Genomic DNA, 21,316 nt, shown 5'->3' with positions numbered 1-21,316 from the left:
GGCCTAGATGGACAATCCTGACTGCACAGGATTCTCCATGACCGACAATACCCGCGACCTGACCACTGGCCCCGTCTGGTGGGCGCTGGTCCTGATGTCCGCCCCGATGAGCCTCGGGATTCTCGCCGTGCTCAGCGTCGGGCTGGCCGACGCCTATTTCCTGTCCAAGATCGGCGGCGCGGCACTGGCCGCTGTCGGGTTCATCTATCCGGTCACCGCCGCCGTCACATCGCTGTCCATCGGCCTGTCGGCCGGGGCCAACGCGATGATCAGCCAGGCCCTGGGCGCCGGGGAAGAGGATGATGCGGCCGCGCGTCACGCCATTCAGGCGCTGGCCTTTGGCGTGCTGCTGGCCACGCTGGCAAGCCTGCTGCTGTTCCTGTTGCACCAGCCGCTGTTCCGGCTTTTGGGCGCATCCGACGCCGTCATGACCGAAATCGCGAAATTCATGCCGTGGTGGTGCCTGTCCTTTCCCTTTGCAGTGACGACGATGCTGATCAACGCGCTGTTTCGCGCGCACGGGTCGGCGGCGGTATCGGCGGTTTTCATGGTCAGCGAGGCTGTCATCAACATCGGCCTGACGCCGCTGCTGATTTTCGGTTGGGGGGTCGTGCCGGGGTTCGAGACAGCGGGGGCAGCCATGGCGACATTCGCCGCCCGTGCGCTGATCGCCGGGCTGTCGCTCGCATATGCCCTGCGGCAAGGCGTGATCGCGACCTGCGGCGCGCCGTTCAAGGACGCATCGGCGACCGTGAAGGGTTTGCTGGACGTCGGCGGCCCTGCCGCGTTCTCGAACGCGATCAACCCCGCCGGCATGGCCGCCGTGACCGCAGCGGTCGCCACCGTGGGTGAGGCCGCGGTCGGCGGTTTCGGTGCCGCCACGCGCATCCAGTCGCTTGCGATGGTGCCGATGCTGGCGCTGTCGGCGGGTATCGGGCCGGTCGTCGGACAGAACTGGGGGGCGGAGGAAAAGGACCGCGCCGCACAGGCCATGCAGGCGGCCTTTGCCTTTTGCGCAGGCTACGGATTGCTGGTCGGTGCGGTGCTCTGGACCTTTGCGGAACCGCTGGCGCAGATGCTCGCGTCAGGTGGCGACGCGACGCAATACGCCGCCACATACCTGCGGATCGTGGGCTGGTCGCTGTTCGGCTATGGCTTCGTCGTCACCGCCAATGCCGCGATGAACGCGCGGTCCAGGGCGCTCTGGTCCACCGGCCTCAGCCTTGGGCGCATCCTGCTGCTTTATCTGCCCGGCGCATGGCTGGGCGTGATGATGCTGGATTACCTCGGCGTTACCCTAGCGGCGGTGCTGGCCAACACCGTGGCCGCAATCGCCGCCGTGGTGGCGGTGCGGATCAACGGGTTGTTCCGGATGGATCGCCTGCGCGCGACGTTCACCTGACGCCACGCGCGCGGCCTGTTCAGATCACGACCACATCAAGCGGCGGGAAGCCGTTGAAGCAGACCGACGAATAGGTCGAAGTATAGGCGCCCGTGTTGCGGATCAGCACCCGATCGCCCGATTTCAGCGTGAGCGGCAGCTGCATGGGCCGTTTTTCGTAAAGCACGTCCGCACTGTCGCAGCTTGGCCCGGCCATGATGCACGGCCCGGTCGGGTCGCCGTCGCGCGGGGTCTCGAATTGATAACGGATCGCCTCGCCCTCGGTCTCTGCCAGCCCGGAAAAACGACCGATATCGAGATAGACCCAGCGGTGCACGTCGCGGTCGGATTTGCGACTGACCAGCATCACCTCCGATACGATCACGCCCGCCTCGGCCACCAGCCCGCGGCCCGGTTCAGCCATGATGGTCTCGGCCCCTGCGAAATGTTCTTCGATCAGCGCCATGACGCGGGCGGCGTAGGCCGTCGGTGCCTCGATCGCCTCGCCGTAGAACGCGGGGAACCCGCCGCCGATGTTGAGCAGCGTCAGCTTGTGGCCCGCATCCTGTGCGGCATGCCAGATGCCCGACAGCGCCTCCAGCGTGGGCGCCCACATATCGGCCTTGCGGGTTTGCGAACCGACGTGGAAAGAGAACCCGACCGGGTTCAGCCCAACTTCCTTGGCGTAGTCCAGCAGCCGCAGGGCGGTGTCCCTGTCGCAGCCGAACTTGCGCGACAGCGGCCAGTCAGCCTGCGACACTTCCACGATCAGGCGGATATAGACAGACGCGCCCGGCGCGTGTTCCGCGATCTTGTCCAGTTCCTCATCCGCATCGGCGGAAAACATCGTGATCCCGGCCTGATGGGCGAATGCGATGTCGGTCGCCCGCTTCACCGTGTTGCCGAAAGAAATATGCGCGGGGTTGGCACCCTTGGACAGGCACAACTCGATCTCGCCACGCGAGGCGGCGTCGAAATGCGAACCGAGGCCGACCAGCCGCTCGATGATCTCGTCCGCCGGATTGGCCTTGACCGCATAGTGAATGTCGGCCCGGCCCAGCCCGGCCTTCAGCGCGTGATACTGCGCCTCGACCAGATCCACGTCGAGCACGAGCGTGGGGCGGTCGAACGACCGGCCCGCCACATAGGCGTCGAGGTTGGCGGTTTTGGGGGCTGCATCGTCGGCGCGTGCCGTCGCAAGTTCAATCGTCATTTCTTCATCTCCAAAAGACCCGGCCATGAAGGGAACAAACCCGCCGCAGACCGCTCAGTTCCACCGGAGACGTTACCGTCGCTACGTAAATCGGATGCGTGCTGCATCCGCCCCAGAGGTGCGTGCGTTGGCGTCTGTATCGCGCCGCATGATGGATCGGCGGATTCGACGCAAGGGGGAATTTTGCGCAGGCTGCATATTGTTGCGGGGCCGCCTGTCTGGACGCCCCGCGCACCAGCGACTAGCAAGGCGCATGGCCCGCACCATCCTGTTCAACAAACCTTTCGACGTGCTGTCGCAGTTCACCGACACGCGCAGCCCGACGCCGCGGCGCACGCTGTCGGACTTCGTCGACGTACCCGGCGTCTATCCCGCCGGGCGGCTGGACCGCGACAGCGAGGGGCTGCTGGTGCTGACCGACGACGGCAAGCTGCAGGCGCAGATCAGCAACCCGCGCCACAAGATGCGTAAGGTCTATTACGCGCAGGTCGAAGGCGCGCCGACCGACGCCGACCTCGACCCGTTGCGCCATGGCGTGCGGTTGAAGGATGGGCCCACCCGTCCCGCGCAGGTCACGCTGGACACACCCCCTGCCCTGTGGGACCGCGACCCGCCGGTGCGGTTTCGCAAATCGGTGCCGGACACATGGATCAGGCTCACGATCAGTGAAGGCCGCAACCGGCAGGTGCGCCGGATGACGGCGCATATTGGTTTCCCCACCCTGCGGCTGATCCGCTGGCAGGTCGGGCACTGGACGCTGGATGACCTGGCACCGGGGCGCTGGCGCGACGCCTGAGCCGAGCCGGATCGCAGGAACGGAAAAAAGCCCCGCAGATGCATGCGGGGCTTTCAGCCCGTGCGGACGCACGGCCATCAGTTGGCCGAAAAGATACCGATCTCTGTCAGGTCGGTGCCGGCATCGTCGTGGGTGATCACAAGTGCGCCGATGGCCTCGTTCGCGGTCTCCGGTCCGGCGATCAGCCCGTTGTAGCTTCCGTTCGATACGGTCCAGCCCGGAGCCGTGATTCCCCCACCGGTCGATGTCCCGCTGAAGGCAAGATCGCCGTCCAGAATCGCGGGTTGCAGTATGACATCGGACACCGGCTTGCCGGCATCCACGCTATTGTTAAAGCGACTGCGCATTTCGCGGTTGACGATTGACCCGTTCACCAGATTGGTCGCAAAGCCAACCGTCAGGCTGACGTCGCCATTCACCAATTCGTCCACGTTGTCGTTGCCGACACCGTCGTCATCGACGCGCAGGAAGCCTGCGTAATCGCCGGTCAGCGTCGCCGATCCTGTCAGTGGCACCGTCGCCCCTGTCAGCCTGCGGTAGGTCAGACCGCCATAGACACCGCCGATGTCGCCGGCGTTGCCGTCGGTGGCCAGCGCCGCACCGATCACGTTCGCGGACTGATAGACAAAGGCATATTGATCGTCGTCACCGCCGTCTTGGAACGCCAGCATCGTATCGTTGTCGAGCGTCGGATCGCGGACAAGCTCCGTCAGGTCGGTGCCGTTGGCGGTAAAGCTGTAGGTATCGGTGCCCGCGTCGTAATCCGCTGTCACGGTATTGATGACGGTCGGCGCGGTGACGTTGACAGGGGCTGTGGCAGGCGAGCTGCGGGTCGTCACTTCGGGTGTGGTGGTCCCGCCGCAGGCGGCCAACAGGGGGGCGGCGGCAAGAACTGCAAATACGCTACGCATAGGATACTCCTTCAGAAATTGGTGTTCGGAAAAATCAATCGTGCCACCTTATATCACGGTTTCGTCATTTGCAGGGGTCTGGAATGCCATACTGCGCGGAACCCGGCACGTAATGACGCGCGGCGAAAAGCGCAGCATCACCGGAGAGAACGGTCGAATTTACATGCGACAAAAGTAAAAAGGCCGCGCCCTTGCAGCGCGGTCTTTCGAAATAGATACGCAGATTCAGTCGCTATTGCGTCTCGCCATAGATCCCGATGGCGCCGCCATAGACGGTGACCGCGTCACCTTCCGTCGAGGTTGCAAAGGTGTCGCTGCTGTCTGAGATCGCGACCGCGCGCACCGGGAACCCGTTCGCGGGGTTGGCACGCGTGCCGTTGAACTGCCCCGTCGTGCGCCCGTCGACGGTATAGTCGGTGCCGCCCACCGTCAGGGTGCCGCCATAGGACACGCCAAACCGGTTGCGCCGCAACTCGTAGATGTCGCCCCGGCTCAGCGCGATGGCACCTGTGACATCGACCAGCGCATCCGGGTTCGACGGGTTGGCGACCTCTGCCTGTGTGCCGACGACGCCCATCAGGTTGCTGATGCCGCCGGTGATCGCCTGCGTGCCGAAGTTCACGTTCACGACGGAATCGCCGATGGCGCGAAAGTTGCTGTCCTCGGTCTCGGACAGGGTCATGGCCACCTCGCCCGTGCCGGTAAAGCTGGCCGACCCGGTCGTCGGCACCGCGACGAAGGCGGTGCCGGGCAGGCCCGTCACCCGCGCCTGCACCGACTGGTCCGCCGCGCCAAGCGTCTGGAACTGCTGGATCGGCGTCATGACGACGGGTGGCGTCACACTACTGCCGCCACTGTCGCTGCACGCTGAAAGACCGGCAATCGCCGCTGCGGCAACGCCTGCCGCCCGGAAAGAAAAACGATGTGTCATGGTGAAATCTGAACCCCCAAACGCGCGAAATTGCGCTGCACAATCTGGTTTACGCCGGGTTAATGACCGCGTCAAAGCATTCAGCCTATTGATCGCGCGATCACAACAATACCCTGACTATGCAGGGAATTTATGCAGATCCGTTATCAATGATGGCCTTGTTCGATCTGCCGGTCGCGCTGGCGAATTCCCGGCGACCGTGAGTCGCGCGCTCGTGCCACAACCACCGCGCCATGGAACGCATCAGACGAAAACGGCCGCATGTCCCCATGCGGCCGCGGTTTATCTGTGCGCTGTGCCTGGTCGATCTTGGCAGCAGGCCCCGGCGTCCACCGTAGTGTCACGCCGCGCGCGTTGGCTCAGTCGCTTTCGGCGACGATTGCGATATCGAGGAACAGGTTGTCGATGTCGCTGTCAACGGCGGTATCGCTGCTGACAGCGTCGATGGCAAAGCCGTCACCGTCAACGCGCAGAAGACCGTTCAGCCGCGCATTCCCTTCCGAAAAGCTCCGCTCGAAGGCACTCAGGTCATAAGTCGTCTGCAGGACCACCGCACTCGGGCTACTGTCCGTGCCGACCTGACCGGATGTGATGGTCCACGTGCCTTGCGCACGTTCCACTTCACTGTCGCCGTTCCCGGCCAAGATGTTCGTGACCGATCCGGTGATCGTCGCGTCGGAGGCAGCGGCACCGAATGCGACGTTGACGGTCGCATCACCGATAAAGGCATAGACCGTTTCGTCCACGATGGTTTGCGCGCCGTTCACGGTGCTTTCGTTGCGGGTGTAGTAGTCGGCCAATCCGTTGCCGGTGAACGTCACGTTGGCATTCACGGGAACCTGCGCCGCCGATGCGGGCGTCAGCCCGGGCCGGCCCGCGTCGATATCGCCGCTGACCCGCTCGATCTGCTCTTCCGCGGCAATCACGCGCTGCGTGACTTCTCGAAAACTAAGCTCATCGGAGGTTTCCGCGCCACCGCAGGCAGCCAGCGATACGAGCGCCAGTCCGGTCACCGAAAATTTGTTTGAAAATGCCATTCGTCTTCCCCTCTTTCAGCCTGTCGTGCCCGGGCGAATACCGCACGGTGCTGGACAGCTCGGGAAGATATGCCACCTGCCGCAGGGCTTGACCATACGGCAGGTGGATTTTTCCACGATCAGTCGATCTTGGGCAGCAGGCTGTCGAGCGAGGCTTTCGCATCGCCATAGAACATCCGCGTGTTCTCCTTGAAGAACAGCGGGTTCTCGATCCCCGAATACCCGGTGCCCTGGCCGCGCTTGGATACGAACACCTGTTTCGCCTTCCAGCACTCCAGCACCGGCATGCCGGCGATGGGGCTGTTGGGGTCGTCCTGGGCCGCGGGGTTCACGATGTCGTTGGACCCGATCACGATGGCCACGTCGGTGTCGGGGAAATCGTCGTTGATCTCGTCCATTTCCATGACGATGTCATAGGGCACCTTGGCCTCGGCCAGCAGCACGTTCATGTGGCCGGGCAAGCGCCCCGCGACAGGGTGGATTGCAAAGCGTACATTTTTGCCCTTGGCGCGCAGCTTGCGGGTCAGTTCCGCCACCGCCGATTGCGCCTGCGCCACCGCCATGCCGTAGCCGGGGATGATGATGATGCTGTCCGCCTCGTTCAGCGCGGTCGCCACGCCGTCGGCGTCAATCGCAACCTGCTCGCCTTCCACGGCCATCTGCTCACCCGCCGGGCCGCCGAAGCCGCCCAGGATCACGCTGATGAACGACCGGTTCATCGCCTTGCACATGATGTAGGACAGGATCGCACCCGACGATCCGACCAGCGCACCTACCACGATCAGCAGGTCATTGCCCAGGCTGAACCCGATCGCCGCCGCCGCCCAGCCCGAATAGCTGTTCAGCATCGACACCACGACAGGCATGTCCGCCCCGCCGATCCCCATGATCAGGTGGTATCCGATAAAGAGGGCCGCCAGCGTCATCAGGAACAGCGGGAAGAACCCGCCGGAATTGAAGTACCAGATCAACGTCAGCAGCGACACGACAGCCGCCGCGATGTTCAGCATATGCCCGCCCGGCAGTTTCTTCGCCGCCGAATCCACGCGCCCCGCCAGCTTGCCATAGGCAATGACCGACCCGGTGAACGTGATCGCGCCGATGAACACACCAAGGAACAGTTCGACCCGCAGGATATTCACCTCGACCGGCGTTTTTTTGGCCAGAAGTGCGGCGAAGGTGCCCAGATCCTTGACCTCAGGCATCGCCATGGCCAGCACGCGGTTCAACTCGAAATGCGCGATGAAACCGACGAAAACCGCCGCGAGACCCACAAGGCTGTGCATCGCCGCGACCAGTTCCGGCATCTGCGTCATCTGCACACGCGTCGCCAGTTGGTACCCGATGGCCCCGCCGCCCGCGATCAGCAGCACCGACAAGAGCCAGTATCCCGACCCCGGCCCCACCAGCGTCGCGGCCACGGCCAGTGCCATGCCGACAATTCCGTACCAGACCGCGCGTTTCGCGCTTTCCTGCCCCGACAGCCCCCCGAGCGAGAGGATGAAAAGGACCGCCGCGACGACGTAGGCCGCTGTTGTAAATCCGAATTCCATGATCCTGACCCCTTAAGACTTCTGGAACATGGCAAGCATGCGCCGCGTGACGAGGAACCCGCCGAAAATGTTGATACCGGCCATGAAGACTGCAAGCGCCGCAAGTAACACCACCAGCCAGTTGCCAGAGCCAATCTGCATCAGCGCGCCCAGAATGATGATCGACGAAATCGCGTTCGTCACCGCCATCAGCGGCGTGTGCAGGCTGTGCGCCACGCCCCAGATGACCTGAAACCCGACAAAGACCGCCAGCACGAAGACGATGAAATGCTGCATGAAACTGGCGGGCGCGAACAGCCCCACACCCAGCAACAGTGCGGCCCCGACGGCTAGCAAAGTCACCTGACTGCGGGTCTGCGCCTTGAAAGCGGTAACCTCCTGCGCGCGCTTTTCCTCCGCCGTCAATTCACGCGGCTTTTCCTTTTTCGGAGCCGCAGCAATCGCCGCGACCTTGGGTTTCGGCGGCGGAAAGGTGACCTCGGACTTGTGGGTGACCGTGGCCCCCCGGATCACGTCATCCTCCATGTTGTGCTGCGGCACACCGTCCTTGTCCGGCGTCAGGTCCGTCATCATGTGGCGGATGTTGGTGGCGTAAAGCGTCGATGCCTGCGCGGCCATCCGGCTGGGGAAATCGGTGTAGCCGATGATCGTCACACCGTTGTCGGTCACGATCTTTTCGTCCTTCACCGTGCCTTCGGCGTTGCCGCCCCGCTCCGCCGCGAGGTCGACGATCACCGAACCGGGCTTCATCGACGCGATCATGTCCTGCGTCCACAGCTTCGGCGCGTCACGGCCGGGGATCAGGGCGGTGGTGATGACGATATCCATCTCGGGCGCGATCTCGCGGAATTTCGCAAGCTGGGCGGCGGCAAATTCGGGGGATGACACGGCGGCATAGCCACCGGTGGCGGATCCGTCCTGCTGCTCACCCTCGAAATCGAGGAACACGAACTCCGCCCCCATGCTCTCGACCTGCTCGGCCACTTCGGGACGCACGTCAAAGGCATAGGTGATCGCACCCAGCGATGTCGCCGTGCCGATGGCGGCGAGGCCCGCCACACCGGCCCCCACGACGAGCACCTTGGCCGGCGGCACCTTGCCCGCGGCGGTGATCTGCCCGGTAAAGAAGCGGCCGAAATTGTTGCCCGCCTCGATCACCGCGCGATAGCCCGCGATATTGGCCATGCTTGAGAGCGCATCCATCTTCTGTGCGCGCGAAATCCGCGGCACCATGTCCATCGCGATGACAGTCGCGCCGGTCTTGGCGGCGGCTTTCAGGTCTTTCTCGTTCTGGCCGGGGTAGAAGAACGAAATCAGCGTCTGCCCCTCGCGCAGCCGCTTGGTTTCCGCAGGCGACGGCGGGCGCACCTTGGCGACGATATCGGCCGCCTTCCACAGCGCCGCGGCGGTCTTGACGACCTCCACACCGGCCTCGGCATAGGCGGCGTCCGAAAACCCGGCGGCCTGCCCGGCCCCGGTTTCGATCACGCAATCATATCCCAGCTTTTGCAGGTCCCGCGCCGAGGCGGGCGTCATCGCGACCCTGTCCTCGCCCGGGGCTGTTTCCTTTGGTGCACCGATTTTCACAAGCCGTCCCCCTGACAAATCCATTGCTGCATGTGCAGTATAACCCGCAAGAATATTTCGCAAGCAAGCATTGACCGAAGGTCAACCGCGCGGGAACGCCGCGTGACCTTGCCCCGCTGCCCGCAGGGGGTAGCATGGGCGCACCAGAGGGAGGCGCAGATGGACCACACAGGCAAACACGCACTCGTCACCGGCGGCGGCACAGGAATTGGCCGCGATATCGCGCTGGCGCTGTCCGACGCAGGCGCGCAGGTCACGATCACCGGACGCCGGGCGGATGTGCTGGAGGAGGTCGCGCGCGACCACGCCAACATCCACGCCCTGCAGATGGACGTGGCGGAGGAGGCGTCGGTCCGCGACGGCATCGCGCAGGCGGCATCAGAGCGCGGCCCGGTGCAGATCTGCGTCGCCAACGCAGGCATCGCCAAGGGCGGCCCCTTTGCCAGGACCACCCTGCCCCAATGGCGCGAGACCATGGCGATCAACCTCGACGGCGTGTTCCTGACGTTTCAGGCGGCGATGGAGACGCTTGCGCCCAACACACCCGCCCGCATGATCGTCATCAGTTCCATCGCCGGGGTGCGCGGCCTGAAGGGCGCGATCCCCTACACCGTGTCCAAACACGGCGTCATCGGCCTGATCCGGGGATTGAGCGAGGAATTCATACGCACCCCCGTCACCTTCAACGCCATCTGCCCGGGCTACGTCGACACCGACATCGTGGAGGGGCAGTTACCCGGCCTGATGAAACGCTTCGACTGCTCGCGGGACGAGGCCATCGCGATGATCGCCAAGGGCAATCGGCACCGGCGGCTGCTGGAGGTGGAGGAGATTACGGCCGCCGCGATGTGGCTGTGCTCGGACGCGTCACGGAGTGTGAACGGTCAGACGGTGGAGATATCGGGGGGACAGGTTTGAGGCGGCATCCGTAGGCCATGTGGACGGAGCAAGCATCTACCATAAAGTCGCGAACGTCGGCTACATTACCTATGGCAGTTTATGTGCTCTCCAAACACTCCAACACATACGCCGCTAGAGTATGCGCAGAGTGGATGACAAGCCGTGCGTGTCGTGGACGAATTGCGGACGCCATGTGCTCTGCCTCTGTTCGCCCGTGAGCGCCACTGCGCTTGTTTCTGAGATACATAGTTCCGTCCACAATACTCCCAAGCCCAGAGGCGATTTTCTTTAGGTCCTTTGCCTCTAAGTTCTTTGGGTTGATCCCAAGATCATCGCGGGTAAGACGCCACAAATCGCTGAGCGTGTCCCCGCTCTCGTTGTACGCGATTTTCTTTTTGTTCAGATAGGCCTTGAACGTGGCTTCAAGCACATTGCCCGCATACTGCGCCGCTGCGTTCGGATCATCTTCGACTTGTTTCAAGGCGCGTTTCATTTCGACTTCGACGGCAGATAGACCGCGATGCGAAACTATGTCGTCCAATGACGCAGTAGGCGTGGCGCTTGCGGTACCGACATGACCGCCATTGGAATAGTTAAGCCCGGAACGCGACAACGTTTTCCGTATCCGCTCTTGTCGTTGCTTTAGGTTGACGGACCATTCAGGCTCTTCAACGCGCATCCAGTTTTCGCTGCTCGAAGAGTCCCAACCTGGCCTCTCAAGAATATCCTCCAAGAGTGCGCCAAGCACCTCCAAAGGCGAAGGAGTTCGCTTGTTGATGAGGCGTAGCCAATCGACAGTCTTTTGCACTTTGTTCCCGCCGGGGTTTTCTTCGGGCGCATCGGCGTAGGCGAAAAGGCGGTCAATTTCCGCGTGCGTATATTGGTCACTGAAAATCTCGCCCAAAACGCCTATGACGGGCGACGGTATCTTTCTGTCCATAGCACTGCCCTCATTTGGTGGACGCGAGTTCTATCTATTTTTGGTAGATATCTTCAAGTCCCACAGAGGCACTCCGCAACCTTCGCAGTTTCTCGGTCGCCTGGGTCATATGCTCATGGAAGGTCTACTTAGCTGACATTAGTTGCGTCGCAAAATATGTGCAACATGGGCTAAAGCCCGCCTTTCGCCGCAAGAGCAGAGACGGTTCCCTACCCTAAGGCTCGTGCAACGCCTCCCGGCTCCGGTACAGCGGCTTCGTCAGGTAGTGCAGCACCGTCTTCTCGCCCGTGTGCAACTCCACCGTCGCCTGCAAGCCGGGGCGGATCGCGATCTGGCTCTGGCGTTCATCGAGGTTGTCGGTATCCACCCGCAGCGTCACCTTGTAATGCGCGTCGTCGTCCGCGCGGCGCTCGTCTTTGAACGTATCGGCAGAGATAAACCGCACCTCGGCATCCAGCGACCCGTAAATGGTATAGTCATAGGCGGTGAACTTGATCGTCGCGCGCTGGCCGGGAACGACGTTGGCGATGTCCTGCGGGCGGACCTGCGCCTCCACGAACAACTCGTCCCCCAACGGCGTGATCTGGGCGATTTCCTCGCCGGGGCGGACGACGCCGCCGATGGTGGTGATCGACAGGTTGTTCACGATCCCCCGCATCGGCGAGGTGATGACGGTGCGCGACAGCTGGTCGTTGGCCGCGCGCAGGTTCTGGTTCAGCTGCGCCAGTTCCTGCAAGGTCTCCGAATAGGCCGCGGCGCGTTCAAGTTCGGCGCCTGTGACAATCTCGTTATAGGTGATCTCGGCATCGGCATGGCGCTTGCGGGCCGCCGTCACCTCGATCAGCGCTACGATCTCGCGTTCCAGCATGTCCTCCATCAGGTCCAGCTCGCGGCGGGTTTCAGCCATCACGCTTTGCGCACCCTGCACCTTCGACGTGTAATCCGACTGCCTTGCGGCCAGCAGCGCTCGTTCGGAGGCCACGATGTGCGGCGAGCGAGCCAGCATCGTCTCCGGCACGTCGAAGTCATAGGCCCCGGCGATTTCCGCCTCCAGCCGCAACCGGCGGATGTCGGCGGCGAGGATCTGATCCTGCAAATCGGCGACGGAGGTTTCGAAGTTCGTCCCCCGCAGCCGCGCGATCACGTCGCCCTGCTGCACCACGTCACCCTCGGCCACGGCGAGTTCCGCGAGAATACCGCCCTCAAGGTTCTGGATGATCTGCGGGCGCGAGGCCGACACGACCTCACCCTGGCTCCGCACGATCTCGTCGATCCAGGCGAATTTCGCCCAGACCAGAAAGATCAGCACCGTCGCGCCCACCAGCCAGATGATCAGGGACGACCCCTGCATCTTGCCCGAGAATTCCGCATCGACTGTCGCCATCAGCTTGCCTTCCGGTTCTGCAGGTGCGCCAGCACCTCGTCACGCGGGCCGTCCACGATCAGGCGGCCGTTGTCCAAAATCATCGTGCGGTCGGCAAGTGCGAGGATCGGCACGCGGTGGGTCGCGATGATCGCGGTGCGCCCCTCCAGCCAACTTTCCAGGCGGCTGACCAGCGTGCTTTCGAGCGTCTGGTCGAGCGCCGCCGTCGGCTCGTCCAGCAGGCAGACGCGCGGGTTCTGCAACCACATCCGCGCCCAGCCGATGGATTGCCGCTGCCCGATGGACAGCCCCTCGCCACCGTCGCGGATTTCCAGGTCCAGTCCGCGCGGATGGTTGCGCACAAAGGGCCCCAGCCCCGCGAAATCGAGCGCCGCCAGCATCCGGTCGTCGTCGCGCTCCAGCAGAGTCAGGTTCAGGTTTTCGCGCAGGGTGCCGGCGAACAGCCGCACCTCCTGTGACAGATAGCCGATGCCACGGCGCAGATCGCGCGCCATCACCTGCCCCATGTCGACCCCGTCGATCAGCACGCGGCCAGACGTGGGCCGGTGCAGGCCCGACATCAGCTTGAGCAGCGTCGACTTGCCCGATCCGTTGGCCCCCAACACGGCGATCTTCTGACCCGGCTTGATCGACAGCGCGGGGATATTGATCGTGTCGCCCGCTTCCTCGTCATAGGTATAGACCACCTCGCGCAGCTCGAACCCGCCCTGCAGGCTTTCGCGGCGCAGGTAGCTGCGGCCTTCCTCGGCGTCCTGCGGGGCCTCGGCGATCTGGTCCAGCGCCTCCAGCGCCGCCTTCACGTTGGCCCAGCGTGCGAGTGTCGCGGCCAGCTGCGTGAGCGGCCCCAATGTGCGGGACGTCAGGATGCCGACAGCGATGATCGTGCCGACAGTGAACTGCCCCTGGAACACCATGAAGGTGCCGACGACGACAGCGGCCACATAGGTGGCCTGCTGCACGCCCTGTGACCAGAACGTGAGCGTCGTGGACAGCTTGCGCTGCTCGGAGGTGGCGATAGAGGACAGCGCCGAAAGCTCGCCCCAGATGCGGCGGAAACGCTCCTCGCCGCGCTGGGACTTGATCGTGTCGGCGTCATAGATCGCCTCGTGCAGCAACCGGCTGGATTTGATCGATGCACCCTGCGTGGACATCGTCAATTCCATCATCTTCTTCTGCATGAAGAAAGATGGCAGCACCATCAGGATACCGCCCGCGAACAACACCCAGACGACGTTGCCGCCGATGGACGCCACAAGCGCCAGGAACAGCACGATGAACGGCAGGTCGGTCAGCGTGCCGATGGTCGATGCGGTGAAAAACTCGCGAATCGCGGAAAACTCCCGCACCGCCGAAAACGTGCCGGACGGCGTCTGGCCGGGGCGGCCCGACTGCATGCCCAGCAGCTTGTCCATCAGCAGCGTCTGGATGCGCAACTCGATCTTGCGGCCTGCACTGTCCATCAGCCGCGCCCGCGCGATGCGCAAAAACGCCTCCAGCAGCATGGCGAGGCCCGCGCCCATCGCCAGCACCCAAAGGGTGGCGATGGATTGATGCGGGATCACGCGGTCATAAACCTGCAGCGAAAACAGCGCCACCGCGACGGCCAGCAGGTTGGCCACGAAGGACCCCAGCGCCACCTCGAACATGATCTTGCGGAACTTGGAAATCTCGCCCCAGAACCAGTGTTTCTTCTGGCCCTTGTCCGCGTGGCGGCGGTTGAGTTCCTGCACCGCGACATCGGCGCGGATGATCTTGCCCGCATAGACTGAAAGGAATTCACCCATCTCTACGTCGGTCTGGTTGTTGTCGCAGGTCTTGTCGTAAACCGTCAGCGTCTCGCCCTGCTGTTCCAGCACCAGCACCATCTGACCGGACGTCATTTCCGCCAGCGCGGGCCACATATCGGCAGTCGGCGGCGTGACGGTCGATACCTTGGCGACAAGACCGACACGCGACAGCGCACCGGCGATGGCTTCGGATGTGAAATCCTCACCGCTGTCGGCGGTCAGGCGTTCCATCAGGTCCGTGCGTTGCAAATCGACGCCAAGGAAGCTGGCATAGGTCGAGGCCAGTTCGGCCCGCGCCACGGCTTTTTCCGAAAACGGCGAGGGCGCATCGGGCACATTGGCCGTGTCGACGGCCGGTGCCTCCGCAACGGCGATCACAGGCTCGGCGGCCTGTGCTGCGGCGATCGGATCGACCGACGGGTCGTTGGCTACATCCGCAGGCACCTTCACCGGTTCGATCCGGGTCAGCGTGCCGCCGCGCGTGGCATTCATGTCAAAGGCCAGAACCGGTCCGCTCATATCTGTTCCCCGTTCACCAACGTGCCCATCTCGGCTGCGATCTGCAGCTCGATCCGTGCGATCTCATAGCGCAGGCTGACCGCCTCGCGCTCTGTCCGCACTTTCGTCTCGAAGATGCCGACGACATCGGGCACGGCCCGATGGCCCGCCCGCTGCTGCTCGGCGAAAATCTCGTAGTTCGCGGCGGCCTGTTCGGCCAACACCTGCGCCTGCGCTTCTTGCCGGCGCAGCGATCCCAGCTGCCCCTCCAGCGACCGCAGCACACGGTTGGCATCCTCGCGCACCTGTCCCACGCGGGCGGTAGCGGCGGCCTCCTGCTGTTCCAATGCGGCCAGCGATGCGCCGGTGCCGAACCCGAAGCCGTTGTCGGTGCTGACGTTCAGCCCGCCATCCGATCCGTTCGACCCGACAGAGCCTGCAGCCGTGACACCCGGCAGGAACCCCGCCCGCGCAACGATAGCCTCGGCCTGCGCGCGGGTGGCCTCGGCCTCCGCCTTCATCACGCTCAGCGGTTCCGCGCCGGGGTTGACCGAACTGACCGACGACAGCCCCGACACGCCAGCGACCGAGGTGGCCGACATCGCACCCAATTCGGCCAGGGCAGATGCCGCGGCTTCCTGATCGGACGCCATGTCGGACTGCATCTGGTTCAGTTTCTGCTGCACGATCTGCAGATCGACGCGGGCGGAGACACCGCCGCGCACCCGCTCCTGCATCACATATTCGAAATGGCGCATCCGCTCCATCGCGGCCTGATTCACGGCGGCGCGCGCCTTGGCCTGCTCTGCGGTCAGGTAAAGATCGAGCGCGCTCAGCACCCGGTCGTTGGTATCCTCGGCCAGTGCCACGGCGGCGACTTCCACATCGGCTGCGGCATAGTCACGCTCGGCCTGCTTTCGGCCGTTGTCGAACAAGACCTGCTCGACCACCAGCTGTGTCACGAAATCGCCCATAGACGTCAGCGAAAGCGACGGGCCCAGCGTGGGCAACCAGTTGTGCTGCCGCGCCTCCGCCCGCAGGGTCGCTGCCCGCAGATCGGCCTCTGCCGCGCGCGAATTGGCGGCCAGCACCGCATCCGCGACTTGGACGTACGCGCCCTGGCCCAAGACGGAACGGCGGTTCAGCAATCCTTCGATGATCGCGGACCGCTCTCCGGTGATCTGTTGGGAATCCAGCGCCGGCACAGCCGCGCCGCCATCCGTCGCGGCCCGCGACACACCACCAAAACCGTCCGCGCAGGCGGATGTCAGTGCGATGCCCGAAATGGCCGCTAATTTCGTGAAACTGCCCCGCCCATACACGCTGCCTTGCCCCGCTCGTTCTTATTTACCGCATCCCCCCGCTTTTTGATGCGGGGTGGATCACGGGCCGGTCGTTGCCGGCCCGCGTCGTTGCCTGTGTCGTGGCTTAGATCGTCGAGAACTGGATGTCGTCGTTGATCAGCAGGGTGCTGTCGTCGCCCAGATCGACCACCTTGTAGGTCTGGCTGTTGATCACCTGCTTGTTGCCGGTGTCGGTCGCCGTGCCCTGCAGCGTGACGGTATCGTCGACACCACCGTGGATGATCAGGTTGTCGTCGTTGTCCGACAGCGCCTTGATGTCGGCCACGCTGATCGTCAGATCGCTGTCCTCGGCCAGTTCCAGGTCGATCGCGCCGATGTTGAACCCGTCCAGGTTGGACATCGGGAAGCTGACATCGTTGGTCGCGGTATCGTCCAACACGAACAGGGTGGAGTTGGTGTTGCCCGACGTATCGGTGTCGGTCACGATCAGATGCGAGCCGTCCGGCACCTCGTCGCCCTTGTTGAAGCGGATCGAGGTCTCCCCGGCAAAGTCGCTCTGGTTGCCGATGGTCTTGTCGGTCGCGGCCGAACCGTCGAACGTCACCTGATCCACGTCGATCACACCATCCGGCGTCAGCATCGAGAACCCTTTCACACCGGACGAACTGTCGGTGTAGTCCTCGATGTCCGGTGCGGCGTTCGGATCGGTATCCACCGCGAAGGTGTCCTCGATCGCGGCCGTGTTGCCTGCGGCATCCGTGGCCTCGACACGCACGTTGGCGGTATAGGTGCCCTGCGGAATGTCACCGGGCGCGAAGGTCACGGTCCAGCTGCCATCGGCGGCCACGGTCGCGGCACGGCTGACGCCAACCGCATCGTCGCCCTCGGCGCTGTAGATCACGTTCACGGTCGATCCCATTTCGACGACACCGCCGATGGTCAGCCCGTCCGCGGCTTCTGCGTTGTTGACCACATCGTCGCCCTCGATCGCGCCGCCGCTGAAGGCGAGCCGGTTCACGAAGGTGTCGATCTCCACATCACCGGTCGTCGTGGCGACGTTGCCAGCGGCATCGGTGGCCTGCACGGTTACCGCGGCCAGGCGCTCGCCCGACGGGATAGCACTTGCGGGCCAGTCGGCGGACCAGTTGCCGTCGGCATCGGCCTGCGTCGTGCGCTGCACACCGTTGAAGGTGACGACGACATCGGCATTGGCCTCCGTCGCGCCGGTCAGGGTCAGGCCGCTGTCGCGCTCGACAAAGTTCACGACGCCGTCGGCGGTCACATGGGTATCGACCGTCACGTCAAGTTCCGTGTCGATCACGACCGTGCCCGACGCGGTGGCGACGTTGCCCGCCGCATCCGTGGCGGTGGCTGTCGCCGTGGCGTCGATCAACTGGCCCGTGGGCACCTGGCTGGCGGTGAAGTCGGCGGACCAGTTGCCGCTGCCGTCGGCCTGCACCGTGCGCACACCGCTGCCGAATTCCACGACGACCGTGGCGTTGGCCTCCGTCGTGCCGGTCAGCGTCACGCCATCGGCGCGTTCGACCGCATTGATGACACCCTCGCCCTCTACGTTCGCGGTGTCGATAGTCACGTCAAGCTCTGTATCGACATCGACGGTGCCGGTCGCCGTGGCGGTGTTGCCGGCCAGATCGGTCGACACTGCCGTGACGTCAAGCTGGTAGGTGCCGGTCGGCACCTCGTCGGCGGTGAATGTCGCGCTCCACACGCCGGTGGAGGACGCCGTCACGGTGTAGGAGCCGGTGCCGGCCGTCACGACGACGGTGGCCCCCGCCTCGGCCATGCCGGTCACGGTCGTGCCGCCCGCATGTTCGACCGCGTTCACGGTGCCGTCGCCGCCCGATGCGCTGGTGTCTACGGTGACGGAGGTCACGGTATCCACGCGCACGGTTCCGGTCGTCGTCGCCGTGTTGTTGAAGCTGTCGGTGGCCGTCACGGTGACGTCCAGATCATACTCACCGCCCGCGATCACGCCGCTGGACACATCCAGTGACCAGGTCGTGCCGGTCACGGTCGCGGTGTAGTCGGTGCCGTCGATCGTGACGACGACAGATGCGCCGTCCTCGTTGGTGCCGGTCAGCGTAAACCCGTCGGATTCCTCGACAAAGTTGATGGTGCCGTCGGTCTCGACGATGCTGCTCTCGAAGGTCACGGTCGTCACGGTGTCCAGGACGATCACGTCCGTCGTCGTGGCGCTGCCGCCCGTCGTGGTAATCGTGACCGTCACGTCGGTCTCGCGTTCGCCGCCGGGTACTTCGTCCGGGGTAAACGTCACCGTCCAGTTGCCGTCACCATCCACGGTCGTCGTATGTTCGCCGGTACCGCAGACCACGACAACCTGACCACCGGGCGTACCGGTGCCGCTGACTTCAACGCCGTTGGAGTGATCATCTTCGTTGACAACGTGACCGCTGCCCTTTGTGCCTTCCGTAATGGAAACGGTCGGCGGTGTCGGTGTGCCATCGCCGCCACCGTCATCCGTACCGCCGTCGCCGTCATCGCCGTCATCGGTCGGGCCGCCGCCGTCTCCGTCGTCCTCGACGTCGTCATCGTTGCCGCCGCCCAGCAGCAGCGCGCTGCCCAGACCGGCAGCCGCCGCACCGACCGGCAGGCCAAGGCCACCGATCCCGCCCAACAGCGCCGTTCCCAGCATGCCGGCCTCTGCGCCATCGGCATCCTCGACACCGGCCACGACCACGTTGGAGCCGCGCACGAAGTAAAGGTCGTCGTCCGGGCTCCACTTGCCGAAGCTGTCACCGTCGAGATACTGCGCGAACAGCAGATTGCCGTCGCCTGCCGTCAGATCGACCTGGCTCAGCGCGCCGTTGGCCGAGATGAACAGGTCGGCCGCGGCCACCCCTTCCGGCGAAAAGAACCCCTGGATCGTGAGCACCTGACCATCGACCAGCGTGATCTGCAGCGCCTGCCCCTGCCGCACGTAGGACAGGATGTTGCCCCGCTGCAGGTTGAGCGAGACATCCTGCCCCGGCACCACGATAAGAGAAGACCCATCGGCACCCGCCAATGAGCCACGTTGGACTGTGCCCGCGTCATCGCGAACAACGAAATCAATCGCTGACATAATACTGCTCCGCCTCGAAATGCGCGGCTCTTTGCGGCTCACGCTTGTTTTGATTGCCGTGACCCTAGACGGGGTATTTGACAAATTCTAGTGGAAAAATGTCACACTTTTCCCCCATCTTTCGCCACAATCCTGCCGTGTTTGGTCAGGACTGCTCTTCAGGGACCACCTGTTCAAGGTTTTTTCCCGGCACGGCATCCGGGCTCTTGCCATAGATCTGTGCGTTCAGAACCGCCCCCAGCAGGATCAGATAGGCCGAGATATAAAGCCACAACAACATGCCGATCACCGCGCCCAGCGATCCGTAGACTTCGTTATAGCTGGCGAAGTTGGACAGGTAATAAGACAGGCCCACGGAAGTGCCGATCCAGACCACGACCACGATGGCCGCGCCGACGGTGACCCATGGACGGCGATAGGGGCGCATGTTGGGCCCGAAACGGTAAAGCAGGCTCAAACCCGCAAAAAGCACGAAAAGGGCGATGGCCCAGCGGAGCCCTTCCAGCAGCCAGGCCGTTTTCGCAGCCAGCGGCACAAGCGCCAGGATGATCGGCATGATCACCACCATCGCCAGCGCCACGATCGCAAGCGACACCAGCGATACCGTCAGCAGCAGCGCCACCAGCGTCTGTTTGAACCCGTTGCGGTTCGGCATGCCTTCGATGGCGTTCAGTCCGCCGATCAGCCCGGCGACACCCAGCCGCGAGGCCCAGACCGCAAGACTGATCGAAATCACCGTCGCCAGACCCAGCGTCTCCGTGCCCGCGCGCAACAGCGTCGTGATCTGCGACTGGAACATATCGTAGGCATCGGGCGGAATGATCCCTTCCATCAGGGCCAACTGCTCCGCCACGATGGCCGGGTCCGCGACCAATCCGAAGATCGCGATGACCGCAGCGATGCCCGGAAAAATGGCGAACATGCCGAAAAACCCGACACCCGCGGCGATCAGGCTCAGGTGCTTGCGCCCCGCCGTGTCGAAGACCCGGTAAAGCAGCAACGCAAAGGTGATCAGCCGTTTCATCACGACCTGTGGCCGGTGTCGCCGTTCATCATGTGTAAAGGTCTAGCGCATCTGCCTTAATGTGCCAGCAGATTCGGGCGCAGCGCATCGGTTCACAATCGATTTTTCAGTTTATTGTATTTTTATCAGTATTTTACGCGATGATCCTAATGTCATCTGAATTAACGTCGGTGCGAAGCCGCCGGTTTCCCCACGCCCGCGTTTCCGGTCTTTTCGTTTCGGCGGACTGGGCGTAACGTCCTTTCAAAACACTCAGCAAAAGCAGGCCGCACGTGATCGACATCACTCATGAAATCAATACCGTGGCCGACCGGGTCCACGCGATGCGCGCCGAACAGGACCGGGTCATCGTCTGCGTCGCGGGCGCACCCGGCAGCGGGAAATCGACGCTCGCCGAGCAACTCGCGCGCCGCCTGACGCTGCAGAAATGCCCGGCGATGGTCGTGCCGATGGACGGGTTCCACCTCGACAACGCGATCCTGGATGCGCGCGGGTTGCGTAACCGAAAGGGCGCGCCAGAGACATTCGACGCGTCGGGTTTTATATATCTTGTCAGACGCTTGCGCACCGGAATTGAAGTGATCGCCCCGGCCTTCGACAGGTCCCGCGACCTGTCCGTCGCCGGTGCCATCGCGATCCCCGCCGATTGCCCCGTCGTCATCGTCGAGGGCAACTATGTCATGCTGGACGAGGCCCCCTGGACCGACCTTGCGCCGCTCTGGGATCTGACCGTCCGGCTGCATGTGCCGATGGCGGAGTTGCGCGCGCGTCTGATCCAACGCTGGCTCAGCCACAACCTGTCGCGCGCCGCCGCCACCCGCCGCGCGGAAAGCAACGACATCCCGAACGCGCAGCGGGTGCTCGACTATGCCCTGCCCTGCGACATCACCTTCGGCGGAGACGCGGACGCGCCGTAACCCGCCCCCGCGAAAGGTGTTGCAGATTGGCCGTGCCGGCGCCGGATGTC

Annotated in this window: 16 protein-coding genes; 4 read left to right on the top strand and 12 right to left on the bottom strand. The window is 63.8% G+C overall.

Translation table 11 applies throughout. The features are described 5' to 3' along the window. Positions 1–37 precede the first annotated feature (37 nt). Entirely contained in the window at positions 38–1,402 is a 1,365-nt protein-coding gene (locus AC04PH_RS07110) for an MATE family efflux transporter (RefSeq protein WP_483065045.1), read from the top strand. A 19-nt stretch (positions 1,403–1,421) separates the two neighbouring features. Here AC04PH_RS07110 and AC04PH_RS07105 read toward each other — a convergent pair whose 3' ends face one another. Continuing rightward, the gene (locus AC04PH_RS07105; RefSeq protein ID WP_483065044.1) at positions 1,422–2,594 is read right to left on the bottom strand and encodes a type III PLP-dependent enzyme; all 1,173 of its coding nucleotides are present in this window, start codon (positions 2,592–2,594) and stop codon (positions 1,422–1,424) included. 253 nt (positions 2,595–2,847) lie between these two features. Between AC04PH_RS07105 and AC04PH_RS07100 the strand changes: the two genes are divergently transcribed. Continuing rightward, positions 2,848–3,390: a pseudouridine synthase gene (locus tag AC04PH_RS07100; protein WP_483065043.1), complete on the top strand. Its 543-nt coding sequence runs from the start codon at positions 2,848–2,850 to the stop codon at positions 3,388–3,390. Between the two features lie 77 nt (positions 3,391–3,467). On the opposite strand, the gene AC04PH_RS07095 is transcribed toward AC04PH_RS07100, so the two are convergent. The 5 genes from AC04PH_RS07095 to AC04PH_RS07075 form a co-directional block, all read right to left on the bottom strand. Then, on the bottom strand, positions 3,468–4,301 hold the full coding sequence (locus AC04PH_RS07095; RefSeq protein ID WP_483065042.1) for a hypothetical protein: 834 nt from the start codon (positions 4,299–4,301) through the stop codon (positions 3,468–3,470). A gap of 232 nt (positions 4,302–4,533) precedes the next feature. Next, positions 4,534–5,232, bottom strand: a complete 699-nt coding sequence (locus AC04PH_RS07090; protein WP_483065041.1) for a hypothetical protein — start codon at positions 5,230–5,232, stop codon at positions 4,534–4,536. Between the two features lie 359 nt (positions 5,233–5,591). Further along, positions 5,592–6,269 (bottom strand): hypothetical protein, encoded by a 678-nt coding sequence (locus AC04PH_RS07085; RefSeq protein ID WP_483065040.1) that lies wholly within the window; start codon positions 6,267–6,269, stop codon positions 5,592–5,594. 119 nt (positions 6,270–6,388) lie between these two features. Next, positions 6,389–7,822, bottom strand: coding sequence for an NAD(P)(+) transhydrogenase (Re/Si-specific) subunit beta (locus AC04PH_RS07080; protein ID WP_483065039.1), 1,434 nt, complete (start codon positions 7,820–7,822; stop codon positions 6,389–6,391). A 12-nt stretch (positions 7,823–7,834) separates the two neighbouring features. Beyond that, a complete protein-coding gene (locus tag AC04PH_RS07075) occupies positions 7,835–9,409 on the bottom strand; it encodes a Re/Si-specific NAD(P)(+) transhydrogenase subunit alpha (protein ID WP_483065038.1) in 1,575 nt (524 codons plus the stop codon). Positions 9,410–9,568: 159 nt separating this feature from the next. Here AC04PH_RS07075 and AC04PH_RS07070 point away from each other — a divergent pair, with 159 nt between their 5' ends. Beyond that, positions 9,569–10,327, top strand: coding sequence for an SDR family NAD(P)-dependent oxidoreductase (locus tag AC04PH_RS07070; protein WP_483065037.1), 759 nt, complete (start codon positions 9,569–9,571; stop codon positions 10,325–10,327). Positions 10,328–10,406: 79 nt separating this feature from the next. Here the strand turns inward: AC04PH_RS07070 and AC04PH_RS07065 are convergent, their stop codons facing one another. From AC04PH_RS07065 to AC04PH_RS07040, 6 genes are all read right to left on the bottom strand, one after another. Next, positions 10,407–11,249, bottom strand: coding sequence for an abortive infection family protein (locus AC04PH_RS07065; protein ID WP_483065036.1), 843 nt, complete (start codon positions 11,247–11,249; stop codon positions 10,407–10,409). A gap of 214 nt (positions 11,250–11,463) precedes the next feature. Next, positions 11,464–12,633 carry a beta-barrel domain-containing protein gene (locus AC04PH_RS07060; protein WP_483065035.1) on the bottom strand — a complete coding sequence of 390 codons (1,170 nt, stop codon included), beginning with the start codon at positions 12,631–12,633 and terminating at the stop codon, positions 11,464–11,466. Then, a complete protein-coding gene (locus tag AC04PH_RS07055) occupies positions 12,633–14,939 on the bottom strand; it encodes an ATP-binding cassette domain-containing protein (RefSeq protein WP_483065034.1) in 2,307 nt (768 codons plus the stop codon). The genes AC04PH_RS07060 and AC04PH_RS07055 overlap by 1 nt, the downstream gene beginning before the upstream one ends. After that, positions 14,936–16,240, bottom strand: a complete 1,305-nt coding sequence (locus AC04PH_RS07050; RefSeq protein ID WP_483065033.1) for a TolC family protein — start codon at positions 16,238–16,240, stop codon at positions 14,936–14,938. Before AC04PH_RS07050 ends, AC04PH_RS07055 begins: the two co-directional genes overlap by 4 nt. A 106-nt stretch (positions 16,241–16,346) precedes the next feature. Then, complete coding sequence (locus AC04PH_RS07045) at positions 16,347–19,325, bottom strand: Ig-like domain-containing protein (RefSeq protein WP_483065032.1); 2,979 nt, start codon at positions 19,323–19,325, stop codon at positions 16,347–16,349. Positions 19,326–19,470: 145 nt separating this feature from the next. Next, entirely contained in the window at positions 19,471–20,349 is an 879-nt protein-coding gene (locus AC04PH_RS07040) for a YihY/virulence factor BrkB family protein (protein ID WP_483065031.1), read from the bottom strand. Positions 20,350–20,621: 272 nt separating this feature from the next. Between AC04PH_RS07040 and AC04PH_RS07035 the strand changes: the two genes are divergently transcribed. Next, positions 20,622–21,266 (top strand): nucleoside/nucleotide kinase family protein, encoded by a 645-nt coding sequence (locus tag AC04PH_RS07035; RefSeq protein WP_483065030.1) that lies wholly within the window; start codon positions 20,622–20,624, stop codon positions 21,264–21,266. Positions 21,267–21,316: the final 50 nt, after the last annotated feature.

Source organism: Yoonia sp. KMU-150 (assembly GCF_056858355.1).
The sequence above is the reverse complement of the archived record's forward strand: the minus strand, read 5'-3'. Positions and strand labels throughout refer to the sequence as shown.

Bases quoted from the DNA above. Each gene is read 5' to 3' on its own strand.
- AC04PH_RS07110 (WP_483065045.1), top strand. From the start codon at position 38: ATGACCGACAATACCCGCGACCTGACCACTGGCCCCGTCTGGTGGGCG.
- AC04PH_RS07105 (WP_483065044.1), bottom strand. From the start codon at position 2,594: ATGACGATTGAACTTGCGACGGCACGCGCCGACGATGCAGCCCCCAAA.
- AC04PH_RS07100 (WP_483065043.1), top strand. From the start codon at position 2,848: ATGGCCCGCACCATCCTGTTCAACAAACCTTTCGACGTGCTGTCGCAG.
- AC04PH_RS07095 (WP_483065042.1), bottom strand. From the start codon at position 4,301: ATGCGTAGCGTATTTGCAGTTCTTGCCGCCGCCCCCCTGTTGGCCGCC.
- AC04PH_RS07090 (WP_483065041.1), bottom strand. From the start codon at position 5,232: ATGACACATCGTTTTTCTTTCCGGGCGGCAGGCGTTGCCGCAGCGGCG.
- AC04PH_RS07085 (WP_483065040.1), bottom strand. From the start codon at position 6,269: ATGGCATTTTCAAACAAATTTTCGGTGACCGGACTGGCGCTCGTATCG.
- AC04PH_RS07080 (WP_483065039.1), bottom strand. From the start codon at position 7,822: ATGGAATTCGGATTTACAACAGCGGCCTACGTCGTCGCGGCGGTCCTT.
- AC04PH_RS07070 (WP_483065037.1), top strand. From the start codon at position 9,569: ATGGACCACACAGGCAAACACGCACTCGTCACCGGCGGCGGCACAGGA.
- AC04PH_RS07065 (WP_483065036.1), bottom strand. From the start codon at position 11,249: ATGGACAGAAAGATACCGTCGCCCGTCATAGGCGTTTTGGGCGAGATT.
- AC04PH_RS07060 (WP_483065035.1), bottom strand. From the start codon at position 12,633: ATGGCGACAGTCGATGCGGAATTCTCGGGCAAGATGCAGGGGTCGTCC.
- AC04PH_RS07055 (WP_483065034.1), bottom strand. From the start codon at position 14,939: ATGAGCGGACCGGTTCTGGCCTTTGACATGAATGCCACGCGCGGCGGC.
- AC04PH_RS07045 (WP_483065032.1), bottom strand. From the start codon at position 19,325: ATGTCAGCGATTGATTTCGTTGTTCGCGATGACGCGGGCACAGTCCAA.
- AC04PH_RS07040 (WP_483065031.1), bottom strand. From the start codon at position 20,349: ATGAAACGGCTGATCACCTTTGCGTTGCTGCTTTACCGGGTCTTCGAC.